This is a genomic window from Streptomyces sp. PsTaAH-137, from assembly GCF_003259365.1.
Classification (GTDB): Bacteria; Actinomycetota; Actinomycetes; order Streptomycetales; family Streptomycetaceae; genus Streptomyces.
Genome location: NZ_QLLY01000028.1, coordinates 72,549 through 97,877, shown reverse-complemented (window position 1 = coordinate 97,877; position 25,329 = coordinate 72,549). Strand labels below are relative to the sequence as shown.

At 70.4% G+C, this 25,329-nt stretch carries 24 protein-coding genes and 1 tRNA gene; 23 read left to right on the top strand and 2 right to left on the bottom strand.

The window, feature by feature from the left end:
- Positions 1 to 420: 420 nt before the first annotated feature.
- Positions 421 to 1,161 carry a GntR family transcriptional regulator gene (locus K377_RS38540; RefSeq protein ID WP_111668310.1) on the bottom strand — a complete coding sequence of 247 codons (741 nt, stop codon included), beginning with the start codon at positions 1,159 to 1,161 and terminating at the stop codon, positions 421 to 423.
- Between the two features lie 204 nt (positions 1,162 to 1,365).
- On the opposite strand from K377_RS38540, the gene K377_RS38535 reads away from it, so the two are divergent.
- The 7 genes from K377_RS38535 to K377_RS38505 all read left to right on the top strand — a co-directional run bounded on the left by K377_RS38535 (position 1,366) and on the right by K377_RS38505 (position 6,689).
- Positions 1,366 to 1,710, top strand: coding sequence for a hypothetical protein (locus tag K377_RS38535; RefSeq protein WP_111668309.1), 345 nt, complete (start codon positions 1,366 to 1,368; stop codon positions 1,708 to 1,710).
- A gap of 212 nt (positions 1,711 to 1,922) precedes the next feature.
- Positions 1,923 to 3,032 (top strand): FtsK/SpoIIIE domain-containing protein, encoded by a 1,110-nt coding sequence (locus K377_RS38530; RefSeq protein ID WP_258395299.1) that lies wholly within the window; start codon positions 1,923 to 1,925, stop codon positions 3,030 to 3,032.
- A gap of 14 nt (positions 3,033 to 3,046) precedes the next feature.
- Positions 3,047 to 3,241: a hypothetical protein gene (locus K377_RS38525; RefSeq protein WP_111668308.1), complete on the top strand. Its 195-nt coding sequence runs from the start codon at positions 3,047 to 3,049 to the stop codon at positions 3,239 to 3,241.
- 224 nt (positions 3,242 to 3,465) lie between these two features.
- On the top strand, positions 3,466 to 3,729 hold the full coding sequence (locus K377_RS38520; protein WP_111668307.1) for a hypothetical protein: 264 nt from the start codon (positions 3,466 to 3,468) through the stop codon (positions 3,727 to 3,729).
- Positions 3,726 to 5,102, top strand: a complete 1,377-nt coding sequence (locus tag K377_RS38515) for a replication initiator (RefSeq protein ID WP_111668306.1) — start codon at positions 3,726 to 3,728, stop codon at positions 5,100 to 5,102. Before K377_RS38520 ends, K377_RS38515 begins: the two co-directional genes overlap by 4 nt.
- Positions 5,092 to 5,307 (top strand): AlpA family transcriptional regulator, encoded by a 216-nt coding sequence (locus tag K377_RS38510; protein ID WP_111668319.1) that lies wholly within the window; start codon positions 5,092 to 5,094, stop codon positions 5,305 to 5,307. Before K377_RS38515 ends, K377_RS38510 begins: the two co-directional genes overlap by 11 nt.
- A complete protein-coding gene (locus tag K377_RS38505; RefSeq protein WP_111668305.1) occupies positions 5,304 to 6,689 on the top strand; it encodes a site-specific integrase in 1,386 nt (461 codons plus the stop codon). The genes K377_RS38510 and K377_RS38505 overlap by 4 nt, the downstream gene beginning before the upstream one ends.
- A 244-nt stretch (positions 6,690 to 6,933) precedes the next feature.
- On the opposite strand, the gene K377_RS38500 is transcribed toward K377_RS38505, so the two are convergent.
- A tRNA-Arg gene (locus K377_RS38500) sits at positions 6,934 to 7,005 on the bottom strand.
- Between the two features lie 170 nt (positions 7,006 to 7,175).
- Here K377_RS38500 and K377_RS38495 point away from each other — a divergent pair.
- From K377_RS38495 to K377_RS38420, 16 genes are all read left to right on the top strand, one after another.
- Complete coding sequence (locus tag K377_RS38495; protein ID WP_111668304.1) at positions 7,176 to 7,724, top strand: response regulator; 549 nt, start codon at positions 7,176 to 7,178, stop codon at positions 7,722 to 7,724.
- A gap of 104 nt (positions 7,725 to 7,828) precedes the next feature.
- The gene (nrtL, locus tag K377_RS38490) at positions 7,829 to 8,842 is read left to right on the top strand and encodes an ArgS-related anticodon-binding protein NrtL (protein WP_111668303.1); all 1,014 of its coding nucleotides are present in this window, start codon (positions 7,829 to 7,831) and stop codon (positions 8,840 to 8,842) included.
- 28 nt (positions 8,843 to 8,870) lie between these two features.
- Positions 8,871 to 10,262 (top strand): diaminopimelate decarboxylase, encoded by a 1,392-nt coding sequence (gene lysA / locus K377_RS38485; protein WP_111668302.1) that lies wholly within the window; start codon positions 8,871 to 8,873, stop codon positions 10,260 to 10,262.
- Positions 10,263 to 10,385: 123 nt separating this feature from the next.
- On the top strand, positions 10,386 to 11,678 hold the full coding sequence (locus K377_RS38480; protein WP_111668301.1) for a homoserine dehydrogenase: 1,293 nt from the start codon (positions 10,386 to 10,388) through the stop codon (positions 11,676 to 11,678).
- 14 nt (positions 11,679 to 11,692) lie between these two features.
- Positions 11,693 to 12,751, top strand: a complete 1,059-nt coding sequence (thrC, locus tag K377_RS38475; RefSeq protein WP_111668300.1) for a threonine synthase — start codon at positions 11,693 to 11,695, stop codon at positions 12,749 to 12,751.
- A 281-nt stretch (positions 12,752 to 13,032) separates the two neighbouring features.
- A complete protein-coding gene (thrB, locus tag K377_RS38470; RefSeq protein WP_111668299.1) occupies positions 13,033 to 13,950 on the top strand; it encodes a homoserine kinase in 918 nt (305 codons plus the stop codon).
- Positions 13,951 to 14,346: 396 nt separating this feature from the next.
- A complete protein-coding gene (gene rho / locus K377_RS38465) occupies positions 14,347 to 16,380 on the top strand; it encodes a transcription termination factor Rho (protein WP_111668298.1) in 2,034 nt (677 codons plus the stop codon).
- A gap of 294 nt (positions 16,381 to 16,674) precedes the next feature.
- Positions 16,675 to 17,775: an LCP family protein gene (locus K377_RS38460; protein WP_111668297.1), complete on the top strand. Its 1,101-nt coding sequence runs from the start codon at positions 16,675 to 16,677 to the stop codon at positions 17,773 to 17,775.
- Between the two features lie 142 nt (positions 17,776 to 17,917).
- Positions 17,918 to 18,139, top strand: coding sequence for a 50S ribosomal protein L31 (gene rpmE, locus K377_RS38455; protein ID WP_018535357.1), 222 nt, complete (start codon positions 17,918 to 17,920; stop codon positions 18,137 to 18,139).
- A gap of 108 nt (positions 18,140 to 18,247) precedes the next feature.
- Positions 18,248 to 19,324: a peptide chain release factor 1 gene (gene prfA / locus K377_RS38450; protein ID WP_111668296.1), complete on the top strand. Its 1,077-nt coding sequence runs from the start codon at positions 18,248 to 18,250 to the stop codon at positions 19,322 to 19,324.
- Between the two features lie 37 nt (positions 19,325 to 19,361).
- Positions 19,362 to 20,207, top strand: a complete 846-nt coding sequence (gene prmC / locus K377_RS38445; RefSeq protein WP_111668295.1) for a peptide chain release factor N(5)-glutamine methyltransferase — start codon at positions 19,362 to 19,364, stop codon at positions 20,205 to 20,207.
- A 50-nt stretch (positions 20,208 to 20,257) separates the two neighbouring features.
- Positions 20,258 to 20,905, top strand: coding sequence for an L-threonylcarbamoyladenylate synthase (locus K377_RS38440; RefSeq protein ID WP_111668294.1), 648 nt, complete (start codon positions 20,258 to 20,260; stop codon positions 20,903 to 20,905).
- Positions 20,902 to 21,573 (top strand): protein-tyrosine-phosphatase, encoded by a 672-nt coding sequence (locus K377_RS38435; RefSeq protein ID WP_111668293.1) that lies wholly within the window; start codon positions 20,902 to 20,904, stop codon positions 21,571 to 21,573. The genes K377_RS38440 and K377_RS38435 overlap by 4 nt, the downstream gene beginning before the upstream one ends.
- A gap of 98 nt (positions 21,574 to 21,671) precedes the next feature.
- Positions 21,672 to 22,940, top strand: coding sequence for a serine hydroxymethyltransferase (glyA, locus tag K377_RS38430; RefSeq protein WP_111668292.1), 1,269 nt, complete (start codon positions 21,672 to 21,674; stop codon positions 22,938 to 22,940).
- 146 nt (positions 22,941 to 23,086) lie between these two features.
- The gene (locus K377_RS38425) at positions 23,087 to 24,442 is read left to right on the top strand and encodes an MraY family glycosyltransferase (protein WP_111668291.1); all 1,356 of its coding nucleotides are present in this window, start codon (positions 23,087 to 23,089) and stop codon (positions 24,440 to 24,442) included.
- A gap of 261 nt (positions 24,443 to 24,703) precedes the next feature.
- A complete protein-coding gene (locus tag K377_RS38420) occupies positions 24,704 to 25,147 on the top strand; it encodes a hypothetical protein (RefSeq protein WP_111668290.1) in 444 nt (147 codons plus the stop codon).
- The last annotated feature ends 182 nt before the right edge of the window (positions 25,148 to 25,329 follow it).

Genomic DNA, 25,329 nt, shown 5'->3' with positions numbered 1-25,329 from the left:
GTGGAGCGGGCGTGGTTCATGGCGTCCAGGTGGAGCGCGCCACTGTACGAACGACCTGGACGCCATGGGCCGCGTCTGCTCGGCTCTGCCTGGGTCGACAGTGGACGGGATGGGAGCCCACCACGCCCACCACGATGTGCCCGCGGCCGGGAACGGCGCCCCCCTCCCACCCGGTGCCGGCCGATCCCCCGCCGGAGGCATCGTCTGTGACCGAGGGCCGAGAGCGTGCCGAGTGCTCGACTCATGACCTCAGGGCCTAACCACAGTGGGCGGGCGTCGGCGCAGCCGGGGCGGAGCGGGCCGAAGGCAGGAGCGGCGCCCCGAGCGGAGCCGGGAAGCCCGCCCGGCGGAGCGGAGCGCAGCCGGGTGCTTGAAGAAGTAGAGAAAGTCTGAACCGGGAGCCGATTCTTGCGCGGCTGACTACAGGGCGAACGCAAGCTCCAAGTCGTGCCCTGAAAGGTTCAACTCCTCTAGGGCTAGCGGCTTGTCCGCTGCCGTGAGCGTGACGCGGAGGATGTGCAGCATGGGTACCCCGTCGGCCAAGCGAAGGGCCCGGGCCTGGTCCGGTAGAGGCATGCGGGTGCGGATGTACTCCGTGAAGTGGAGTTCGTGGCCCAGTTCGGCGAGCGCGTTGTAGAGGTGCGGCGCCGGCGGCGGGGGCTGCTCCTCGTACTTGGTATCCAGGAGCACCGAGAACGGGATGTAGGTGCGGTGGAGTTGGCGTAGGCGGCCCTGGTCGGCGGTCTGCAAGGCGTCGTAGGTGAACAGGGGCTCGCCCGGCGGGACACGGAGAAGGTCAGCCAATGCGAGCGGGGCGTCTGTGCGCGTGGCCGCGGGCTCCTCGGCGTCGGTCCAGCGGATGCCGTCGGCCTCTGTGTATGAGCCGTCGGAAGCGCGGCGGACACCTCGGGGGAGCGTGAGGCTGGGGCGGTTCTGGGGGGAGCGGGCGAACGTGCCTCGGCCCATGATGGCCTCGACCAGTCCGGATGCCCTTAGTTCGGTGAGGCCCTGACGGACAGTCGGGCGCGTCACGCCGAACTGCTTGGCCAACGACTCCTCCGAGGGGAGCGGCTGGCCGGCCGGGAAGGTGCCGTCCAGGATGCCTTCGCGCAGGTAGTCGGCGATCTGCCGGTACTTCGGCTGCGTGTTCTTTGGCGGCATGCCCGGTCCTCCGTGGCCCTCGGCCTTTGCGGCTTGTCCGTTTCCGTAGACGAACTGTCCACGAACGTGGACAGCTTCTCTTATCCCAACACGGTTGACAACCCGTACTACGGGTCGCCAATCTGGACTCACGTCACCCGTACTACGGGTGGTCTAGCAATCCGCAGGACTGGCCTGCGGGTGCCCATGAGAGGAGTCCAAGAAGTGGCAACCCTTCCGATCGACACCGCCAAGTTCACGGGGATCATCTGCGCCGTACCCCCGACTCCGCGGCTCGTCAGCCGTGAGTCCGGGCAGGTCAGGGTGGACCGCGACACCGGCAAGACGCTGTACCAGGTGGGCCTTTGCCTGATGGCCGGCACCTCGGCGGACGTGGTCAACGTGAGCGTCCCCGGCGAGCCGTCCGGCGTGCAGAACGGCACGCCCGTCGCCGTACGCGATCTGGTCGCCATCCCCTGGGAGAACGAAGGACGGCATGGGATCGCCTACCGTGCCGCCGAGATCCGTCCCCTTCAGGCGACCTCGGCCGCCAAGGGGGCCGGGCAGTGATCACCCTGGCGTCTGCCGACCCGTCGGCCGGGGCTTCCTGGCCGGGGCGAATTCTCGTGGTCGCCGCCGTCTTAGTTCTGGGCCTGTTGATAGCTGGCCCGGCGCTTCGCCGGAGGCATCCGGCCGCCTGGTGGTTGTTACTCGGCTACCCGGCCGCCGCCCTTCGCGTCGCCCGCACCTGGCGGGCGCTGATGGCCGGGTGCGGACTCGCCGTGAGTCGTCGCCCCGCCCTGACGGTGGTGTCCGGGCTCGTCGGCAACGGGGCTCCGCCGCCCCAACCCCGCGTTCCGCGTTTCGGGTTCATCCGGCCCGCGGCTAACGGCTTCGTCTTCCTGGTGCGCCTGCTTCCCGGGCAGTTGCCCGAGGACTTCGTGAAGGCGGCACCCGCGATGGCGGAGGACTGGCAGATCCACGCGGTCCGGGTCACTTCCCAACGGCCCGGCGTCGTACGGATCAACGCCCTGTACGCCAACCCACTCGCCGCACCACGAGCGCCGCACACCCGTGGACCAGGGCTGCTGCTGCGGGTGGTCGTCGGGACACTGGAGACCGGAGCGGCCTGGGTCATCGACCTGCGCCGAATACCGCACTGGCTGATCGTCGGTGCCACCCGTTCCGGCAAGTCGACGCTGATCAACGCACTCGTCGCCGGTCTCGCGCCGCAACCGGTCGCCCTCGTCGGCATCGACTGCAAAGGCGGCATGGAACTGTCGCTCTACGGGCCTCGCCTCTCCGCCCTCGCGACCAACCGGAGACAGGCGGTGCGGCTGCTGTCCGCGCTGGTGGATCTCACCCTCGATCGCATGACGGTCTGCCGCGTGGCCGGCGTCCGCAACATCTGGGGCCTCGCGGAGAAGGAACGGCCGGTACCGGTCGTCGTCATCGTGGACGAGATCGCGGAACTCTTCCTCGTCGCCGGGCGCCACGAGAAGGACGAAGCACATGCGGCCGGTACCGCGCTGATCCGGCTCGCCCAACTCGGCGCCGCACTCGGGGTGTTCCTCGTAGTCGCCGGACAGCGCGTCGGCTCCGATCTCGGCCCCGGGGTGACCGCGCTCCGCGCTCAACTCGGTGGCCGGGTCTGCCACCGGGTCGCTGACCCCGGTACGGCGGAAATGACACTCGGCGACCTCAACCCCGACGCGCTCAAGGCTGCTCAGGCCATCGCCCCCGAAGAGGCCGGCACCGCCGTGCTCGCCTCCGGCGACGGCTGGGAACGCGGTCGGTCCCACCTCATCACGGAAGCGGAGGCCGAAGCAGTCGCCGCCGCCCACGCGCACCTGACACCCGCACTGCCCGAACTGTCCGCCGCCCTGGCCTGACAAGGAGAGTCACCGTGCTGGTCACCACGTCGGCCGTGCTGCTGCTCGGCCTCGCGATCTGGTTCCTCCTGCGCATCCGGTACCTGCGCTGGCTGGACGTGCTGCTCTGCTGCGCCTTCGGCTTCCTGCTTTCCCGCACCGTCGCCGCACCGCTCGTCTCGCAGCTGCTCTCCGGAGTGAACGGAGTGCTCGCACAGCTCCGATTCTGAGCGCAGTGGCCCCAACGCACCCAACGACCCAAACCACTCAGCGAAAGGCACCCGTGCAGATCCGACCGCATCCACCGCCCGCAACCGGCCCGCCGCTTCCCCTCTACAGGACGGCAGTCACGGCCCGATTCACGGACTCCCGACGGGGCGCGAAGTCGCCAAACCCGACCCCGCCGGAAGCCCTCTCCCCTCGCCACATGAGCAGTGAAAGGAGCACTCACACTGTGTCCACCGCCCACCGTCCGCGCAAATCTCACGCGCCGGACTGCGACCTCCGGGCTCCCGACGACTACCCCGCTACCTGCGCCGGCCGCGAACAGGTCGTCCTGGTCGCCCTCGACGACACCGAACGCCGACTCTGCCCCGGGCACGCCGCCGCAGTCTGGCTCACCGACCCGACGTACCGCTTCAGCGCCAAGACCCCGCCGGAGGCAATCGCCATCGTGCTCGGCCACGCCTTCGGCCCCGGAGGCGGTGGTCGGCGATGAACGCGCCGTCCTCGCTCTCCCCGGGCGTCGCCGCCCTCCTGGAACGGGCGGCACAGCCGGACTTTCCCGGCTGGCGCCGCGCCATCATCCGCCTCGGCGGCTGCACCAACCCCGTCCACCTGGTCGGCTCCACGGTCCTGGTGGACACCGCGACGGGGGAGACCCTGACCGGTGCCGAGGAGTCCAGCGATCCAGCCAGTGCGCGGCGTCTGCTGACCGCCTGCGGGAACCGCCGCGCATCGGTCTGCCCGGCCTGCTCCCGCCTCTATCAAGCGGACACGTACCAGCTCGTACGCGCCGGACTCGTAGGTGGCAAGGCTGTCCCGGAGACGGTGGACGTGCACCCCCGGGTGTTCGCCACCCTCACCGCGCCCAGCTTCGGTCCGGTTCACACTCGCCGGGAGCAGTCGGGCCGCGTACGCCCGTGCCGCCCCCGGCGGGGTGCCTCGGACTGCTCGCACGGATTGCCTCTCGGCTGTACCGTCCGCCACGCCCCGGACGATCCTCGCCTTGGCGAACCGCTCTGCCCGCGCTGCTACGACTACGCCGGCGCCGTGCTCTGGCAGTCCTGCGCGGGTCTGCTTTGGCATCGGTTCGGCATCGAACTGAGGCGGGAGATCGCCCGTCGGGTCGGGGTGTCCCGTACGACGCTGGGGGAGGTGGCCCGGGTCTCATACGCCAAAGTCGCCGAGTACCAGCGGCGCGGCCTGGTCCACTTCCACGCGGTCGTCCGTCTCGACGGCCCGGACGGGCCGGGCTCCCTCCCGCCCGTCTGGGCAAGCACCGCACTGCTTGCCGATGCCGTTCCGCCCGCAGCCTCCCGAGTGGGGCTGCGGGCGCCAGGTAGCTCGGTCGTCGGGGCCCGGGTGCTGCGCTTCGGCGCGCAGATCGACGTACGCCCGGTCGCCGCCTCCGCGACGGGAAAGCGGCCATCGTCGGGAGCTGTTGCCGGGTACATCGCTAAGTACGCCACCAAGGGGGCAGAGTCGGCCGGCGCGGTTGACGGGCGTATCCGTTCCCCGCGGGAGCTGGTCCTTCTGCCGGTGCGGGCGCACGTGCTGCGGATGATCGGTACGTGCTGGTGGCTCGGCGGCCTGCCCGCGTTCGGCGGTCTCGGCCTGCGCCGCTGGGCGCACATGCTCGGCTACGGCGGTCACTTCTCCACCAAGTCCCGCCGCTACTCGACCACCCTCGGCGAACTCCGTCGTGCCCGCGCCGACCATCGGGCCGAGGAGCAGCGTGCAGCGCTCGGGTTCGCCGGCCGTCCCGTGGTCCTGGTTGGGCAGTGGCGGTACGCCGGGCGCGGCTACTCACCGGAAGGGGCGCTGCTCGCGGCCTCCGTACGGGAAGGCGGTGGTGGTCATGGCGCGTAACTGGCCATCGATCGAACTCCTCACCGTGCGGCAGGTCTTGGAGGAGTTAGGAGGCGTCTCTCGCCGCACCTTCTACCGCTGGCGTGAACTCGAACTCGCCCCGAGCTGCATCCGCCTCCCGAACGGCCAACTCCGCGTACGCCGCGACGTACTCGACGCCTGGGTGGACGAGCGGGCGGAAGGCGTGAACGGGGGCGCGCGGTGAAGTCGTACAAGGTCGTCATCTGGAAGTTGAGCGTGAACCGCTCTGCCCAGAAGCCGACGCATCTCGTGCGTTGGTCGGTGGAGGGCTCACCGTTCCACGACTCCTACAAGACCAAGCCGCTTGCCGATCGCTTCCGAGCCAAGCTCCTGCGCGCCACGGAGAGAGGCGAAGCCTTCGACACCGTGACGGGCCTTCCCGACTCCCTGCGGGGCGGCAAAGTCGCGCTGAGCTTCGTGGAACTGGCCGTGAAGTACGTCGATGCCCGCTGGGCGGAGGCTTCGGCCAAGCAGCGCGACAGTGTGACCGATGCGCTGGCCACGGTCCTGCCGGTTCCCGTGAAGACGTTGCGCGGGAGGCCTGACCCATCGGCCCTGCGCCGCGCCCTGCGGTCGCATCTGTTGCCTCCGCCTCGTCGCGAACGGGAGCGTCCCGAGGAGATTGCCGCTGCCTTGGTCTGGCTGTCGAAGGCATCGTTGCCGGTGGCCGAACTCTCGGAGGGAACCCGTGCACAGGACCTGGTCGACGCGCTCACCCGGCGCCTCGACGGCAAGCCGGCCGCGACGCAGACCTATCGGCGTCGCCGGGCGGTGGTCTTCAACGTGTTGCAGTACGCCGTCGAACTCGGCGCGCTGACCGTCAATCCGCTGTCACAGGTGCGCCGGACTCGGGGCAAGCGCGCAGTGCAAGAGGTCGACCGCCGTGTGGTGGTCAATCCCCGGCAGGCGCGGGAGCTACTGACCGCGCTCACCTACGTCGGCGAGTACGACCGGGCGAGCGGCCGTCGGCTCCGCGCCTTCTTCGGGTGCCTGTACTACGCGGCGGTGCGACCCGGCGAAGCACTGGGCTTGCGTCGCTCGGACTGCTTCCTCCCGGAGAAGGGATGGGGTCGCATCGAGCTGGCGGAGACCCGCCCGACCGCCGGCAAGGCGTGGACGGACTCCGGTGAGGCTCACGACCGTCGCGGGCTCAAGCAGCGGGAAGCCGGTGAGATCCGGACTGTGCCCATCCCGCCTCCGCTGGTGCGACTGCTCCTCGACCACATCAAGGAGTTCGGTACGGCCCCGGACGGGCGCCTTTTCTCCAGCGAGCGGGGCAACGTCGTCGCTGCCTCGTCGTACTCGCGCGTCTGGAAGCAGGCACGGGAACTGGCGCTCCTGCCACACCAGGTCGGGTCCGTGATGGCTGCCCGGCCGTACGACCTCCGGCACGCGGGAGTCTCGCAGTGGCTCAACTCCGGTGTCCCGGCGCCCGAGGTGGCCGCGCGCGCCGGACATTCGGTCGACGTGCTGCTGAGGATCTACGCCAAGTGCGTCGACGGGCAGGAAGCGGAGATGAACGACCGGATCATGCAGGGGCTGGGGGAGGGGGACGACGAGACCTGAGACCGAGGGAGGAAGCCCGCTGAGAAAAGCCCTGGAGCCGCTGTGCTCCGGGGCCTTCTCCATGCTGTCGACCGCACCCCGGAAACTGCCGCTCACCTGCGCCAATAGCTGCCAAGATCATTACGTCGCCATTACGTGATCACTGGCAAACGACTGCTTCCGCCCGCCTTCGCCTGCGCACGCAAAAAAACCCCGCCGTCAGCGTCTCCGCTGATGACGGGGTCTCCAGGCACCTAATCCAAGGTGCCCCCGGCAGGATTCGAACCTGCGCACACGGCTCCGGAGGCCGTTGCTCTATCCCCTGAGCTACGGGGGCGTGCGCCGCGCTGTGCGTGGCGACGGGTAGAACAGTACCAGCTTGCTCGGGGTCCTCATGAACAGGTTTTCCGAGGTGGCGGAACGGGGGCGGACCAGGGAGGGAGAGGCCGGGCCGGCCGGGGGAAGCGGGAGCCATGAGGGGGGCCGCGTCCCCTGTACGGGGCGGAAGTGGGGAAAACCCGGACGCGGTGGCCGGTGCGGACCTACTCTCGAGTTGTGCCAGGCGCGTCCGGCCGGGTCCTTGTCGTGGACGACAACAAGGTGATCCGGCAGTTGATCAGGGTCAATCTCGAGCTGGAGGGCTTCGAGGTCGTGACCGCGGCTGATGGTGCCGAATGTCTGGAAGTCGTGCATCAGGTGCAGCCCGACATCGTCACCCTCGACGTGGTGATGCCGCGCCTCGACGGCCTGCGTACCGCCGCCCGCCTCCGCGCCGACGACCGGACCAGGGATCTGCCCATCGTCATCGTCAGCGCCTGCACCCAGTACGAGGTGGAGAACGGGCTGGACGTCGGCGTCGACGCCTTCCTCGCCAAGCCCTTCGAGCCCGGTGAACTGGTGCGTGTGGTCGGGCAGTTGAGGGAGCGGGGGAGGACCCGTGGTGGCGCCGGCCGCAGGGGCCCCGGTGAGAGCAAGGGGGCGGGGGGCGAGTCCGAGCCCCCACACGTGAGCGGTGACGGATCGGGCGAGCGCGCCACCCGCACCGCCGACGCCTGAGGGCGCCGCATCGAGTGGCCCGGGCCCACCCGCCCCGTCCGCATCCCGGACCATCCGCATAACCGACTCGCCTACCCACCCCCCTCCTCCCCTACGCTTGCCCTGTGACGCCCGCCGACCTCTCCCGCACCGTTCTGCGCGCCGTTCGTCGCGCGGTCGACGACGGTGAGTTCGGTGTGGTTGCCGACAGGGCCGTCGACGAGGCCGTCGCCCGGGTCGTCGTCGAGCGGCCGCGGCCCGGCGGGCGCGGGGACTACGCCACGAACGCCGCCCTGCAGATCGCCGGGCCCACCGGACGGCCCCCGCGCCAGATCGCCGAGGTGCTCTCCCGGCGGCTGACCGGCAGCCCCGGGATCGCGGCCGTCGACATCACCGGGCCGGGGTTCCTCAATCTCACCCTCGCCACCGATCCGAGCCAGAAGCTCGTCGCCGAGATCCTTCGGCAGGGCGCCGCGTACGGGCACGGGGACGCTCTGCGCGGGCACCGGCTCGTCCTGGACGTGGCGCCCGAGCTGCGCGCCGAGGTCCTCGCCGACGCCCTCGCGCGCATCGCCCGCAGCCAGGGCGCCGAGGTACGGCGGGACCCCGCAGGCCCCGTCACCGTACGACCCGTCCCCGTACTCCACCCCGACGACCTGTTCTGCCTGCTGGGGCCCGACGCCGCCCGCTGGGCCCTGCTCCACCCCGCCGCGCACGACCACCCGCGCACCGACACCGCCGAGGACCGCGCCGGTCTCCTCGCGCAGCGCGAGTCGAACCCGCTCTTCCGGGTCCGGTACGCGTACGCCCGCACCCGCGCCCTCACACGCAACGCCGCCGACCTCGGGTTCGAGAGCGACCCCGGCGGGGCCCCCGGGCACGAGCAGCTCGTCGCCGTCCTCGCCGAGTACCCGCGCATCCTGCTCTCCGCCGCCCGGCACCACGCCCCGGACCGGCTCGCCCGGCACCTCGTCGTCGTCGCCGACACGGTGCTGCCCGGCCTCGCGGACGTACTGCCCCTGGGCGGAGAGAAACCCTCGGCCGCCCACCGCGCCCGGCTCGCGCTCGCCGAAGCCGCCGGGACGGTGCTGGCCGGCGGCCTGACCCTGCTCGGCATCGACGCCCCCGCCCACGTATGAGCACCCCGAAGAGAGCGCAACCGCAGCCATGAGCCGTTCCGCACACCCCGCAGGCCCCCGGCACGCCGACGTCCTGCCCGAAGGGCACTACGCCGCCCCGCCCACCGACCTCAACGTCCTCGACCCCAAGGTCTGGTCGCAGACCGTGGCCCGGACCGCCGACGGCGGCACCACCGTCGGCGGCATCGAGGTGGCCCGGCTCGCCGAGGAGTTCGGTACCCCGGCCTACTTCCTCGACGAGGCCGACTTCCGCGCCCGGTGCGCCGCCTGGCGCGACGCCTTCGGGCCGGACGCCGACGTGTTCTACGCCGGGAAGGCGTTCCTGAGCCGGGCCGTCGTGCGGTGGCTGCACGAGGAGGGGCTGAACCTCGACGTCTGCTCCGGCGGCGAACTCGCCACCGCGCTCGCCGCCGGCATGCCCGCCGAGCGCATCGCCCTCCACGGCAACAACAAGTCGGAGGAGGAGATCGAGCGGGCCGTCGCCGCCGGGGTCGGGCGCATCGTCCTCGACTCCTTCCAGGAGATCGTCCGCGTCGCCCACATCGCCGACCGGCTCGGCAAGCGGCAGCGCGTCCAGATCCGGGTGACCGTGGGCGTCGAGGCGCACACCCACGAGTTCATCGCCACCGCGCACGAGGACCAGAAGTTCGGCATCGCGCTCGCGGGCGGGCAGGCCGCCGAGGCCGTGCGGCGGGCGCTCAAGCTCGACGGGCTGGAGCTCATCGGCATTCACAGCCACATCGGGTCGCAGATCTTCGACATGGCCGGCTTCGAGGTCGCCGCGCGCCGCGTCGTCGGACTGCTTGCCGAGGTGCGCGACGAGCACGGCGTCGAACTGCCCGAGATCGACCTCGGCGGCGGCCTCGGCATCGCGTACACCAGCGACGACGACCCCCGAGAGCCGCACGAGATCGCCAAGGCGCTGAACGAGATCGTGACGCGGGAGTGCGAGGCCGCGAAGCTGCGCACGCCCCGGATCTCCGTCGAGCCGGGCCGCGCCATCGTCGGCCCGACCGCCTTCACGCTCTACACCGTCGGCACCGTCAAGCCGCTCGACGGCCTGCGGACGTACGTGTCCGTCGACGGCGGGATGTCCGACAACATCCGTACCGCGCTCTACGACGCCGAGTACACCGTCGCCCTCGTCTCCCGCCGCTCCGACGCCGAGCCCGTGCTCGTACGCGTCGTCGGCAAGCACTGCGAGAGCGGCGACATCGTGGTGAAGGACGCCTTCCTGCCGGCCGACGTCGCGCCCGGCGACCTCATCGCGGTGCCCGCCACGGGCGCGTACTGCCGCTCGATGGCCAGCAACTACAACCACGCGCTCCGCCCGCCCGTCGTCGCCGTGCGCGACGGCGAGGCCCGGGTGATCGTGCGGCGCGAGACGGAGGAAGATCTCCTGCGTCTCGACGTCGGATAAATGAAATATCTGTCTCAGAATCCGGACCGGGGGCAGAATCCCCGGTCCGGTAAGTGAGACTGGACCCACCGTAGGGATGTGGTGCGTAGTGCCATGTCGCAGTAGGAGAGGAAACGAGGTCGGATGATGCGTACGCGTCCGCTGAAGGTGGCGCTGCTGGGCTGTGGGGTCGTCGGCTCCGAGGTGGCGCGCATCATGACGACGCACGCCGCCGACCTCGCCGCGCGCATCGGTGCCCCGGTCGAGCTCGCCGGTGTCGCCGTGCGGCGTCCCTCCAAGGTCCGCGAGGGGATCGACCCCGCCCTCGTCACCACCGACGCCACCGCGCTCGTCAAACGCGGCGACATCGACGTCGTGGTCGAAGTCATCGGAGGGATCGAGCCCGCCCGGACCCTCATCACCACCGCCTTCGAGCACGGCGCGTCCGTCGTCTCCGCCAACAAGGCGCTGCTCGCCCAGGACGGCGAGGCCCTGCACGCGGCCGCGCTCGACCACGACGCCGACCTGTACTACGAAGCCGCCGTCGCGGGCGCCATCCCGCTGATCCGGCCGCTGCGCGAGTCCCTCGCGGGCGACAAGGTCAATCGCGTCCTGGGCATCGTCAACGGCACGACCAACTTCATCCTCGACAAGATGGACTCCACCGGCGCCGGGTACCAGGAGGCGCTCGACGAGGCCACCGCCCTGGGGTACGCCGAGGCCGACCCGACCGCCGACGTCGAGGGCTTCGACGCCGCCGCCAAGGCCGCCATCCTCGCCGGGATCGCCTTCCACACGCGCGTACGTCTCGACGACGTCTACCGCGAGGGCATGACCGAGGTCACCGCCGCCGACTTCGCGTCCGCGAAGGAGATGGGCTGCACCATCAAGCTGCTCGCCATCTGTGAGCGGGCCGCCGACGGCGGCTCCGTCACCGCCCGCGTGCACCCCGCGATGATCCCGCTGGAGCACCCGCTCGCCTCCGTGCGCGGCGCGTACAACGCCGTGTTCGTCGAGGCCGACGCCGCGGGCCAGTTGATGTTCTACGGGCCCGGTGCCGGCGGTTCGCCGACCGCGTCCGCCGTTCTCGGCGACCTCGTCGCCGTCTGCCGCAACCGCCTCAACGGCGCGACGGGACCCGGCGACTCCGCGTACACGCAGCTGCCCGTCTCCCCGATGGGCGACGTCGTGACGCGGTACCACATCAGCCTCGACGTGGCCGACAAGCCCGGCGTCCTCGCGCAGGTGGCGACGGTCTTCGCCGAGCACGGCGTCTCCATCGACACCGTGCGCCAGTCGGGGAAGGACGGCGAGGCCTCCCTCGTCGTCGTCACCCATCGCGCGGCGGACGCGGCCCTCACCGGGGTCGTGGACGCGCTGCGTCAGCTCGACACCGTGCGCGGTGTCGCCAGCATCATGCGTGTTGAAGGGGAGTAGCAGGGATGACCGGAATGACCCACCAGTGGCGCGGCATCATCGAGGAGTACCGGGACCGGCTCCCGGTGACCGGCACCACGCCGGTGGTGACGCTGCGCGAGGGCGGCACGCCGCTCGTGCCCGCGCAGGTCCTCTCCGAGCGCCTCGGCTGCGAGGTCCACCTGAAGGTCGAGGGCGCCAACCCGACCGGCTCCTTCAAGGACCGCGGCATGACCATGGCCATCACCAAGGCCAAGGAGGAGGGCGCGCAGGCCGTCATCTGCGCCTCCACCGGCAACACGTCGGCGTCCGCCGCGGCCTACGCCGTGCGCGCCGGAATGGTCTGCGCCGTGCTCGTGCCCCGCGGCAAGATCGCGCTCGGCAAGATGGGCCAGGCGCTCGTCTACGGCTCGAAGATCCTCCAGGTCGACGGCAACTTCGACGACTGCCTGAACCTGGCCCGCAGCCTCTCCGAGAACTACCCGGTGGCGCTGGTCAACTCCGTCAACCCGTTCCGCATCGAGGGCCAGAAGACGGCCTCGTTCGAGATCGTGGACGCGCTCGGCGACGCGCCCGACATCCACGTCCTCCCGGTCGGCAACGCGGGCAACATCACGGCCTACTGGAAGGGCTACAAGGAGTACGCCGCCGACAGCGTCTCCTCGCGCACCCCGCGCATGTGGGGCTTCCAGGCCTCCGGCTCCGCGCCGATCGTGCGCGGCGAGGTCGTCAAGGACCCGTCCACCATTGCGACCGCTATTCGCATCGGGAACCCCGCCTCGTGGCAGCAGGCCGAGGCCGCGCGCGACGAGTCCGGCGGCTTCATCGACGAGGTGACGGACCGTGAGATCCTGCGCGCCTACAAGCTGTTGGCGTCCCAGGAGGGTGTCTTCGTCGAGCCGGCGTCCGCCGCGTCCGTCGCCGGTCTGCTGAAGGCCGCCGAGCAGGGCAAGGTCGACAAGGGCCAGAAGATCGTCTGCACCGTGACGGGCAACGGCCTGAAGGACCCGGACTGGGCCGTCGCCGGCGCCCCGCAGCCCGTGACCGTCCCGGTCGACGCGGCCGCCGCGGCCGAGCGCCTCGGCCTCGCCTGACCCTTATCCGGCGCTGACACCTCGTCAACTGGACGTATCCGCATACGGGGTGCACAGGGGGCTTACGACACGCATCGTGCGCCTCCTGTGCGCCCTATGTCGCCACAGAACCTTCCTTCGATAGGCTGTACCGAACCCGCCCACCGCATATGCAGCGGTGCCGCCGCCGTTCCGTCGTTTTCTCTTCTGATTCCGTCGTTCGCGGCCCGGGTGCCTCATAAAACATCGGAAGTCTCGGAAGTTCTCGAAACATCCCGCAGCTCAAGGAGAGTCATCGAGCGATGGCCGGTCCCGCGTTCCGCGCCGCCGCCGTCAGGGTGCGCGTTCCCGCCACCAGCGCCAATCTCGGCCCGGGCTTCGACAGCCTCGGCCTGTCGCTGGGGCTCTACGACGACGTGGTCGTCAGGGTCGCCGACTCCGGGCTGAACATCGACATCGCCGGTGAGGGCTCCGAGAACCTCCCGCGCGACGAGTCCCACCTGCTCGTACGGGCCCTGCGCACCGCCTTCGACGCGCTCGGCGGACAGCCGCGCGGCCTGGAGATCGTCTGCGCGAACCGCATCCCGCACGGCCGCGGCCTCGGCTCCTCCTCGGCCGCCATCGTCGCGGCCGTCGTCGCCGCGCGCGCCGTGACGATAGGCGGCGACACCCGGCTCGACGACGCCGCGCTGCTCGAACTCGCCACCGAGATCGAGGGCCACCCGGACAACGTGGCGCCCTGCCTGCTCGGCGGCTTCACCATCGCCTGGATGGAGAGCGGCGCGGGCCGGGCGATCCGCCTGGACGCAGCGGATTCCATCGTTCCGGTGGTTTTCGTCCCCGGGAAGCCCGTCCTCACCGAGATGGCGCGGGGACTCCTGCCGCGCAGCGTCCCCCATGTGGACGCCGCGGCCAACGCGGGCCGGGCGGCCCTGCTCGTCGAGGCCCTCACCCGGCGCCCCGAGCTGCTGCTGCCGGCCACTGAAGACCGCCTTCACCAGGAGTATCGCGCTCCGGCCATGCCGGAGAGCGCCGCCCTCGTGGAGCGGCTGCGGGCGGACGGTGTCCCCGCAGTGATCTCCGGGGCGGGGCCGACGGTCCTCGCCCTCGTGGAGGACGGCGCGGCCGACAAGGTCGCCCGGCTGGCCGGAGAGGGATGGGCGGCCAATCGCCTGGCCCTCGACGTCGACGGAGCGAGCGTGCTGCCGCTTGGCTCCTGACACACGGTTGCCGGATGAGAGAGGGGGAATGTTTGTTGGATCCGGTAGTGTTAACCTCAAACCTGCACCCGACCCCACCATGGCGAGGTGCTGTGTGTCCCCGTCCGGGACAACCATTCTTCCGGGAGCCTCCCCAGCAATTCATCGCGATGCCGTCGCCTGTCGACAGCAGGCGCTGAACGTTGCCGAGCTTGCTCCGGAACCGGCGTGACCGAGCCGCGTGACACGGAAATTCAGTGCACCCGCGGAATCCGGAATCGCTGCCACCAATGAATTCTTCCGCCTCATCGGCGGACAACCGCCCCGGCACGGTCCGTACCGAGAGGACCACCGCCGGACAGCACAACCGGTCGCCGAGCCAGACAGGCCGACGTCCGCTCCAGGGAAGGACCCTTCGTGAGCGACACCACCGATCTGATGGGCGTGACTGCCGACAGCTCCGCTGCCGCGCCCGCAGCGTCTGCAGGGGACACCTCTGCTACGCCTGCCCGGCGGCGCCGCGGTACCGGCCTCGACGGCATGGTGCTGGCCGAGCTGCAGCAGGTCGCATCGGGCCTCGGTATCAGGGGGACTGCGCGGATGCGCAAGAGCCAGCTGATCGAGGTCATCAAGGAGGCGCAGGCCGGCGGCGGTGCCCCGGCGAAGAGCGCCGACACCGCCGAGGCCAAGCCGAAGCGCCGGGCCACCTCGAAGGCCCGTACCGGCGACGAGGCCGCGGCCGATTCCGGCGCTGCCAAGGCGGAGAAGGCCGAGTCCGGCGCCGCCAGGGCCGAGAAGGCCGAGTCGGGCGCGGTGAAGGCGAAGAAGGCCGTCGCCCAGCAGCAGATCGACATCCCGGGCCAGGGCGCCGGGGACGAGCAGCCCGCCGGTGAGCGCCGTCGCCGCCGCGCGACCGCCGAGGCGGGCAGCCCGGAGACCGTCACCGCCGAGGCCAAGGCCGAGTCCAAGCAGGACGGCGGCCAGGGCGGCGACAACGGCCAGGACAACGGCAACAACGAGGGCCGGCGCGAGCGCCGCGACCGTCGGGACCGCGGTGGCCGCGACCGTGACCGCAGGGGCGGCAAGGGCGACGGCGGCCAGGACGGCGGCGGCAGCAAGGACCAGGGCCAGGGCGGCGGCGGCAACCGCCAGCAGCAGGGTGGCCGCCAGGACCGTAACAACGGTCCGCAGGACGACTTCGACGACGAGGCGGGCGGCCGTCGTGGCCGGCGCGGGCGCTACCGCGACCGCCGTGGCCGTCGCGGCCGCGACGAGGGCTTCGGCAACGAGCCGCAGGTGTCCGACGACGACGTGCTGATCCCCGTCGCCGGCATCCTCGACATCCTCGACAACTACGCGTTCATCCGTACGTCGGGCTACCTCCCGGGCCCCAACGACGTCTACGTCTCGCTCGCCCAGGTCCGCAAGAACGGCCTGCGCAAGGGTGACCACGTCACCGGTGCCGTGCGCCAGCCCAAGGAGGGCGAGCGCCGCGAGAAGTTCAACGCGCTGGTCCGCCTCGACTCGGCGAACGGCATGGCGGCCGAATCCGGCCGCGGGCGCCCGGAGTTCAACAAGCTGACCCCGCTCTACCCGCAGGACCGGCTCCGCCTGGAGACCGACCCGGGTGTGCTGACGACCCGCATCATCGACCTCGTCGCGCCCATCGGCAAGGGCCAGCGCGGTCTGATCGTGGCCCCGCCGAAGACCGGCAAGACCATGATCATGCAGGCGATCGCCAACGCGATCACGCACAACAACCCCGAGTGCCACCTGATGGTCGTCCTGGTCGACGAGCGTCCGGAAGAGGTCACCGACATGCAGCGGTCGGTGAAGGGCGAGGTCATCTCCTCGACCTTCGACCGCCCGGCCGAGGACCACACCACGGTCGCCGAGCTCGCCATCGAGCGCGCCAAGCGCCTCGTGGAGCTGGGTCACGACGTCGTCGTGCTGCTCGACTCGATCACCCGTCTGGGCCGCGCGTACAACCTCGCCGCCCCGGCCTCCGGCCGCATCCTGTCCGGTGGTGTCGACTCGACGGCCCTGTACCCCCCGAAGCGCTTCTTCGGCGCCGCGCGCAACATCGAGGACGGCGGCTCGCTGACCATCCTCGCCACCGCGCTCGTCGACACCGGGTCCCGCATGGACGAGGTGATCTTCGAGGAGTTCAAGGGCACCGGCAACGCCGAGCTCAAGCTCGACCGCAAGCTCGCCGACAAGCGCATCTTCCCCGCGGTGGACGTCGACGCGTCCGGCACCCGCAAGGAAGAGATCCTGCTCGGCAGCGACGAGCTCGCGATCACCTGGAAGCTGCGCCGCGTGCTGCACGCGCTCGACCAGCAGCAGGCGATCGAGCTGCTGCTCGACAAGATGAAGCAGACGAAGTCCAACGCGGAGTTCCTGCTCCAGATCCAGAAGACGACGCCGACCCCCGGCAACGGCAACGACTGATCACCGTACGTCCTTCAGGGCTGAGCCCCGCCGCACACAGCGGCGGGGCTCAGCCCTTTCTCGCGTGGGTGGCCGGAGACCTTCACCACATGCATAAGAATTCGGGGCCTTTGTGAAGCATGTTGCGAGCACCGGCAAAAGCGCAGGTGAGAAGGGTTAGGGACCTTAGTCCCGTTACGTTCCGTGAACGTGGGTACGCGGTGCGGACACAGTTCGCTGTGCAACCCTTCTTGGCGATTCGCCGTCACACCAGGTGAGGGCCACAGTGGAGCTGACAGACCCAGCGAGGGACACATGCCGGACCGTGACAGCACGCCCGGGCGCCGACGCGCCAAGGGGCGCCGCCGCAAGCCGCGCAGCGGCCGCAGCAAGGCGCTGCGCATCGCGGCATGGAGCGCGGCGGGCGTCGTCGTGCTCGGCGGCACCGGTATCGGGTACGTCTACTTCAAGCTCGACGGCAACATCAAGAGCGTCGACATCAACGCGGCGCTCGGCACCGACCGCCCGCAGAACGTGGACAACGGCTCGCAGGACATCCTGGTCCTCGGATCCGACAGCCGCGCCGGGGCCAACAAGAAGGCCGGCGGCGGCCAGGACGACGGCTCGGCCCGCTCCGACACCGCGATGATCGTCCACATCTACAAGGGCCACAAGAAGGCCGGCGTGGTCTCCATACCCAGGGACACGCTCATCGACCGGCCGGAGTGCACCGACGCCAAGGGCACCGTGCACCAGGCGGCCTCCCAGGTCATGTTCAACTCCGCGTACTCGACGGGCGGCGCGGCCTGCGCCGTCAAGACCGCCGAGTCGGTGACCGGAATCCGCATGGACCACTACGTCGAGGTCGACTTCAGCGGCTTCGAGCAGCTCATCGACGACCTCGGCGGCGTCGACGTCACCACCACCAAGGCGATCGACGACCCCGACAGCCACCTCACGCTCGACGCGGGCACCCACACCCTCGACGGCAAGCAGGCCCTCGGCCTCGTCCGCACCCGGCACGGCGTCGGCGACGGCAGCGACCTGGGCCGCATCCAGCTCCAGCAGGCGTTCATGAAGGCCCTGATGGACCAGCTGAAGAGCGTCGGCGTCTTCACCAACCCCAAGAAGCTGTACGACCTCGCCGACACCGCCACCAAGTCCGTGACCACGGACTCGGACCTGGCCTCGGTGAAGGACCTGGCCTCGTTCGCGAACGGGCTCAAGGGCATCGGCTCGAACGACATGAACATGGTCACGCTGCCGGTCCAGTACGACACCAACGACGCCAACCGCGTCCTCGTCGACACCGCCAAGGCCGACCTGGTCTGGAAGGCGCTCAAGGCCGACAAGGCCGTCCCGAAGTCGGCCACCGAGGGCACCGCCACCGGCCAGGCCGACGGCGTCGTCAAGTAGCCGCGGGCTCCGGGGAATACTTCCGGACCCACCCCGGTTTTGGGGGATGCGGCCAGTGCTGGCAGACTGGTACGTCGGCTCCGGTTCACGCTCCCGCAATCCGCGGCTGCGACCCGGCGCCCTCCCGAACCTAGGAGACACCTTGAAGCGCGACATCCACCCCGAGTACGTCGAGACGCAGGTCAGCTGCACCTGTGGCGCGTCGTTCACCACTCGTAGCACCATCGACTCCGGCACCATCCGTGCCGAGGTCTGCTCCGAGTGCCACCCGTTCTACACGGGCAAGCAGAAGATCCTCGACACCGGTGGCCGTGTGGCCCGCTTCGAGGCCCGCTTCGGCAAGGCTGCCGCTGCCAAGAAGTAGCGAGGCTCAAGCGCCGGTCTCCGGTGCCCCTGTTTTCCGCGGGGGCACCGGGACCGGCGCTTTGCGGTGCAGCCCCCTTTTGACCCCCCGTACCAGCAGGAGCCGGAGATGTTCGAGGCCGTCGAGGACCTGATCGGTGAGCACGCCGATCTGGAGAAGAAGCTCGCGGACCCGTCGGTCCACGCCGACCAGGCCAACGCGCGCAAGCTGAACAAGCGCTACGCCGAGCTCACCCCGATCGTCTCGACGTACCGCTCCTGGAAGCAGACCGGGGACGACATCGAGACGGCCAAGGAGTTCGCCGCCGACGACCCCGACTTCGCCGCCGAGGTCAAGGAGCTGGAGAAGTCGCGCGAGGAGATCACCGAGAAGCTGCGGCTTCTGCTGGTGCCCCGCGACCCCTCCGACGACAAGGACGTCATCCTCGAGGTCAAGGCGGGCGCGGGCGGCGACGAGTCGGCCCTGTTCGCCGGTGACCTGCTGCGCATGTACCTGCGGTACGCGGAGCGCGTCGGCTGGAAGACCGAGATCATCGACGCCACCGAGTCCGAGCTGGGCGGCTACAAGGACGTCCAGGTCGCCGTGAAGACCAAGGGCGGCAACGGCGCGACCGAGCCCGGCCAGGGCGTCTGGGCCCGCCTGAAGTACGAGGGCGGTGTGCACCGCGTGCAGCGCGTGCCGTCGACCGAGTCGCAGGGCCGCATCCACACCTCCGCCGCCGGCGTGCTGGTCACGCCCGAGGCCGAGGAGGTCGACGTCGAGATCCACGCCAACGACCTGCGCATCGACGTGTACCGCTCGTCGGGCCCCGGCGGCCAGTCCGTCAACACGACGGACTCCGCCGTCCGCATCACGCACATCCCCACCGGCGTGGTCGCCTCCTGCCAGAACGAGAAGAGCCAGCTGCAGAACAAGGAGCAGGCGATGCGTATCCTGCGCTCCAGGCTCCTCGCAGCGGCGCAGGAGGAAGCGGAGAAGGAAGCCGCCGACGCCCGCCGCAGCCAGGTCCGCACCGTCGACCGCTCCGAGAAGATCCGCACGTACAACTTCCCGGAGAACCGCATCTCGGACCACCGCGTCGGCTTCAAGGCCTACAACCTGGACCAGGTGCTCGACGGTGACCTCGACGCCGTCATCCAGGCGTGCGTCGACGCGGACTCGGCCGCGAAGCTCGCCGCCGCGTAACTCCCGTACGCCCACAGCTCAGCCCCGGAGGACCAGCGTGAACCTGCTGCTCGCGGAAGTGGCCCAGGCCACTCGGCGGCTGGCCGACGCCGGCGTGCCCTCGCCGCGCAACGACGCGGAGGAGCTCGCCGCGTTCGTGCACGGCGTCAAGCGGGGGGAGCTGCACACCGTCAAGGACAGCGACTTCGACGCCCGGTACTGGGAGGTCACCGCCCGCCGCGAGGCGCGCGAACCGCTCCAGCACATCACCGGGCTCGCCTACTTCCGGTACCTGGAGCTCCAGGTCGGGCCCGGCGTCTTCGTGCCGCGCCCCGAGACCGAGTCGGTCGTCGGGTGGGCCATAGACGCCGTGCGCGCGATGGACGTCGTCGAGCCGCTGATCGTCGATCTGTGCACCGGCTCCGGCGCCATCGCCCTCGCTCTCGCCCAGGAGGTGCCGCGCTCGCGCGTGCACGCCGTGGAGCTGTCCGAGGACGCCCTCAAATGGACGCGGAAGAACGTCGAGGGGTCCAGGGTCGACCTGCGCCAGGGAGACGCTCTGGACGCCTTCCACGACCTCGACGGCCAGGTCGACCTCGTCGTCTCCAACCCGCCCTACATCCCGCTCACCGAGTGGGAGTACGTGGCGCCCGAGGCCCGCGACTACGACCCCGACCTCGCCCTGTTCTCCGGCGAGGACGGCCTCACGCTGATCCGCGGCATCGAGCGCACCGCCCACCGGCTGCTGCGCCCCGGCGGCGTCGTCGTCATCGAGCACGCCGACACCCAGGGCGGCCAGGTGCCGTGGATCTTCACCGAGGAGCGGGGCTGGGCGGACGCCGCTGACCACCCGGACCTCAACAACAGGCCGCGGTTCGCGACCGCCCGCAAGGCGATGCCGTGACCGATCACCTTTCCGCAGACGAGCAGTACGCAGAGCTGGAGGCCCGCTAAATGGCACGGCGTTACGACACCAACGACGCGACCGACCGCATCACCGGTCTGCGCGAAGCCGCGTCCGCCGTCCGCCGCGGCGAGCTGGTCGTACTCCCCACCGACACCGTCTACGGCATCGGCGCCGACGCTTTCTCGCCGGAGTCGGTCGGTGACCTGCTGGAGGCCAAGGGTCGCGGCCGCAACATGCCGACCCCGGTGGTCATCCCGTCCCCGAACACGCTGCACGGGCTCGTCACGGACTTCTCCGAGCTGGCCTGGGAGCTGGTCGACGCCTTCTGGCCGGGCGGGCTCACCCTCGTCGCCAAGCACCAGCCGTCGCTCCAGTGGGACCTCGGCGAGACCCGGGGCACCGTCGCGGTGCGCATGCCGCTGCACCCCGTCGCCATCGAGCTGCTCACCGAGGTCGGCCCGCTGGCCCTGTCCTCGGCGAACCTGACCGGACACCCCTCTCCCGAGACCTGTGACGCCGCGCAGGACATGCTCGGCGACTCCGTCTCCGTCTACCTCGACGGCGGCCCGACCCCCGGCAACATCCCCTCCTCCATCGTCGACGTGACCGGCCCCGTACCGCGCCTGCTGCGTGCGGGCGCGCTCAGCGCCGACGAGCTGCGCAAGGTGGTACCCGACCTCGAGGTGGCGAATTGACAGCCCCTGAGACGGGGCGTGGCATAGGCACCGAGTCCATCCCGTACGGGGAGCCTCTGGTGCTCCCCGGCGACTCCTTCCGCATCCTCCACGTCAGCACCGGCAACGTCTGCCGCTCACCGATCACCGAGCGGCTGACCCGGCATGCCCTCGCCGCCCGGCTCGGCGAGCGGGTGGCCGGCGGGCTCATCGTGGAGAGCGCGGGAACCTGGGGCCACGAGGGTGCCCCCATGGAGGCCAACGCCGAGGCGGTCCTGGCCGACTTCGGCGCGGACGCCTCCGGCTTCGTCGGGCGTGAGCTGCTCGACGACCACGTCATAAGAGCCGACCTGGTGCTGACCGCGACCCGCGATCACCGCGCCCAGGTCATCTCCATGGGGCACAGCGCGGGTCTGCGCACGTTCACGCTGAAGGAGTTCACGCGGCTCGTGCGGGCCATAGACCCGGCGACCCTGCCCGACCCGGTGGAGGCCGGTGTGGTCGAGCGCGCACGGTCCCTGGTGCGGGCCGCCGCCGCTCTACGCGGGTGGCTCCTCGCGCCGAGCGTCGAGGCCGACGAGGTGTACGACCCGTACGGGGCGCCGCTGCCGTTCTTCCAGTCCGTCGGCTCGGAGATCAGCGAGGCGCTCGATCCGGTGGTCTCGGCGCTCACGGGTGTGCCCAAGTAAGGGCCTCCCGCGGTGGTGTCGCTCCGTTCCCCGCGCCCCTTTCGGGGCTCGGATCTAGGCTGTGAGAACACAGCCCTCCGCGAGGCACGGAGCCGAACATGCCGGTGATCACCGAACCCTCCGCGCTCGACGCACTGCGCCGTCAGGATCCCGAGCTCGCGGAGGTCATCCTCGGGGAGACCGCGCGGCAGGCGGACGGGCTTCAGCTGATCGCCGCCGAGAACTTCACCTCGCCCGCCGTCCTGGCCGCCCTCGGCTCACCGCTGGCCAACAAGTACGCGGAGGGCTACCCCGGCGCCCGCCACCACGGCGGCTGCGAGATCGTCGACGTGGCCGAGCGGATGGCCGTGGAGCGCGCCAAGGCCCTCTTCGGGGCCGCGCACGCCAACGTGCAGGCACATTCCGGCTCTTCGGCCGTCCTGGCCGCCTACGCGGTCCTGCTGCGCCCTGGAGACACCGTCCTGGCGATGGGCCTGCCGTCCGGCGGCCACCTCACCCACGGCTCACCGGCCAACTTCTCGGGCCGCTGGTTCGACTTCGTGCCCTACGGCGTCGATCCGGAGTCCGGGCTCATCGACCTCGACGAGGTCCGCGCGCTGGCCCGCGCCCACCGCCCCAAGGCGATCGTCTGCGGCTCGATCTCCTATCCCCGGCACATCGACTACGCGGCCTTCCGGGAGATCGCCGACGACGTGGGCGCGCACCTCATCGCGGACGCCGCGCACCCCATCGGGCTCGTCGCCGGGGGAGCGGCCCCGAACCCGGTCCCGTACGCCGACATCGTCTGCGCCACCACCCACAAGGTCCTGCGCGGCCCGCGCGGCGGCATGCTGCTGTGCGGCGCCGAGCTGGCGGACCGGGTGGACCGGGCGGTCTTCCCGTTCACGCAGGGCGGCGCCCAGATGCACACGATCGCCGCCAAGGCCGTCGCGTTCGGCGAGGCGTCGACACCCGCCTTCACGGGGTACGCGCATCAGGTCGTGGCCAATGCCCGGGTGCTGGCCGCCGCCCTGGAGGCGGAGGGCTTCGCCGTCACCACGGGCGGCACCGACACCCATCTGGTCACCGTCGACCCCGCACCGCTCGGCGACGGAGGCAGCGACGGCGGCGGAGTCGACGGCCGCACGGCACGCGGCCGGCTGGCCTCGGCGGGCATCGTCCTGGACACCTGCGCCCTGCCGTACGGGGAGGGCCGCGGGCTGCGCCTCGGCACCGCGGCCGTGACCACCCAGGGCATGGGCGAGACGGAGATGGCCCGGATCGCCGTGCTCCTCTCGGGTGTCGTCCGCGACGCTTTCGACGGACGTGCCGTCCGCGAGGAGGTCCGCGATCTGGCCGGGAGATTTCCCCCGTATCCGGGCGGATGAGGGGTAGACGCACGGGCGGAGCAGCGGCAGTGCGGGCCGGAACCGTCACTCGTGCAACCATCGTCGCTACCCGTAAGTCCCCGACCCCAAGCGCACGAAGCTAGGGTGTGGGGCTGAGATGGCCAGCGATACCTGTGGGGAAGCCCGTGCGTGAATACCTGCTGACGCTCTGCATCACGGCCGCGGTGACGTATCTGCTCACAGGCCCGGTGCGGAAGTTCGCGATCGTGGCCGGCGCCATGCCGGAGATCCGGGCACGTGACGTGCACCGGGAGCCCACGCCGCGGCTCGGCGGTATCGCCATGTTCTTCGGCCTGTGCGCGGGCCTGCTGGTCGCCGACCACCTGACCAACCTGGACCAGGTCTTCGAGTCGTCGAACGAGCCGAGAGCCCTGCTGTCGGGTGCCGCGCTGATCTGGCTGATCGGCGTCCTGGACGACAAGTTCGAGATCGACGCCCTGATCAAGCTGGGCGGCCAGATGATCGCCGCGGGCGTCATGGTCATGCAGGGTCTGACGATCCTGTGGCTGCCGATCCCCGGCGTCGGCACGGTCTCCCTGACCCAGTGGCAGGGCACGCTGCTGACCGTCGCGCTCGTGGTCATCACGATCAACGCGGTGAACTTCGTCGACGGCCTCGACGGTCTCGCGGCCGGCATGGTCTGCATCGCGGCGGCGGCGTTCTTCCTGTACGCGTACCGGATCTGGTACGGCTACGGCATCGAGTCGGCGGCCCCGGCCACGCTCTTCGCGGCGATCCTGATGGGCATGTGCCTGGGCTTCCTGCCGCACAACATGCATCCGGCGCGCATCTTCATGGGCGACTCGGGGTCGATGCTGATCGGGCTCGTGCTCGCCGCGGGCGCCATCTCCATCACCGGCCAGGTCGACCCGGACGCCCTGAAGCTCAACCTCGGCGGCTCCACCCGGGACACCACGCACGCGATGCTCCCGGTCTTCATCCCGCTGCTGATGCCGCTGACGATCATCGCCATCCCGTTCGCGGACCTGGTCCTCGCGATCGTGCGCCGCACCTGGAACGGGCAGTCGCCGTTCGCCGCCGACCGCGGGCATCTGCACCACCGGCTCCTGGAGATCGGCCACTCGCACTCCCGCGCGGTGCTGATCATGTACTTCTGGTCGGCGCTCATCGCCTTCGGCGCGGTCGCGTACTCGGTGCACTCCGCGTCCGGGATGTGGGTCATGCTCAGCGTCGTCGCCCTGAGCTTCGTCGGCCTCGTGCTGCTGCTGTTGCCGCGCTTCACCCCGCACACCCCGCGCTGGGCGGAGCGCCTCGTGCCGCCGCGCTACCGGCGCCGGCGGGCCACCTCCGAGGGTGACGCCACCACCGCGGACATGGGTGAGGAAAAGGGCAAAGAAAGCGAAATCGGCGAAATCGACGAGAGCGATCGCGCGCCGATTCCCGCAGGAGTCAACGGGGCGACGGCAATTGGCGCCCGTTCGCGCTTCTCCGATCGGCGGAAGGCGAGTTCGTCGCGCTGACGCGACGTCCCAAAAGGCGGCAATACCAGACAAGTTGCTGGACTGGGTGCGCAGACGCGCACTGTCACTCTCACGTGTGACAGCAAGCACACCATCTAGGTAAAGACCGCATCAAATAGTTTGTGATACCGTTCACGAAACCCGGGGATAGAGCCGAAAGACCGGAGTGCGACGGTCCCTTGGCCCGAAATTCACTCTCGGCCCCGGACTACGCTCGTCCATGACGACACCCTGCCCCCATCAATAAGCGGAGCTGCCGCCATGCCGTCCAACGACGCACGGACCCTTCTCAAAATCGCCGTACCCACAGCGGGAGTCGGCGCGATCGCGATCGCGATCAGCGCCGCCGTCGCGGGCGGCAAGGGGGCTCTCGGTGCGCTCGTGGGCACGGTCGTGGCGATGTTCTTCATGGGACTGGGCCTTCTGGTCCTGGAGCGCACTGCCAAATCGCTTCCGCACCTGTTCCAGATGATGGGCCTGATGCTCTACGCGGCCCAGCTGCTGCTGATGGTCGTCTTCATGGCCCTCTTCAAGGACACGACGCTCTTCAACCCGCGGTCCTTCGCGATCGCACTCGTGGTCTCGACCCTCGCGTGGATCGCGGCGCAGACGCGCGCCCACATGAAGGCGAAGATCCTCTACGTCGATCCGGACTCCGCCTCCCAGAAGGGCGAGAAGGCCGAGAAGACGGGGCCGAAGTCGTGAAGCGTAGGGGCGGGATAAGCGGAGCTACGGGACCCTGCTATCGTCCGGTGCCAACTGCGGCATCGCGGGCGCGGGCATCTGAGCTGACGCCTGCTGTAGCGCGAGGCTCGATGCCCGACCGCCGCCCCCACATCCGTAACACCAGTCCCGTGCCGAACTGCGGCTGCGCGCCGCGCCGACAC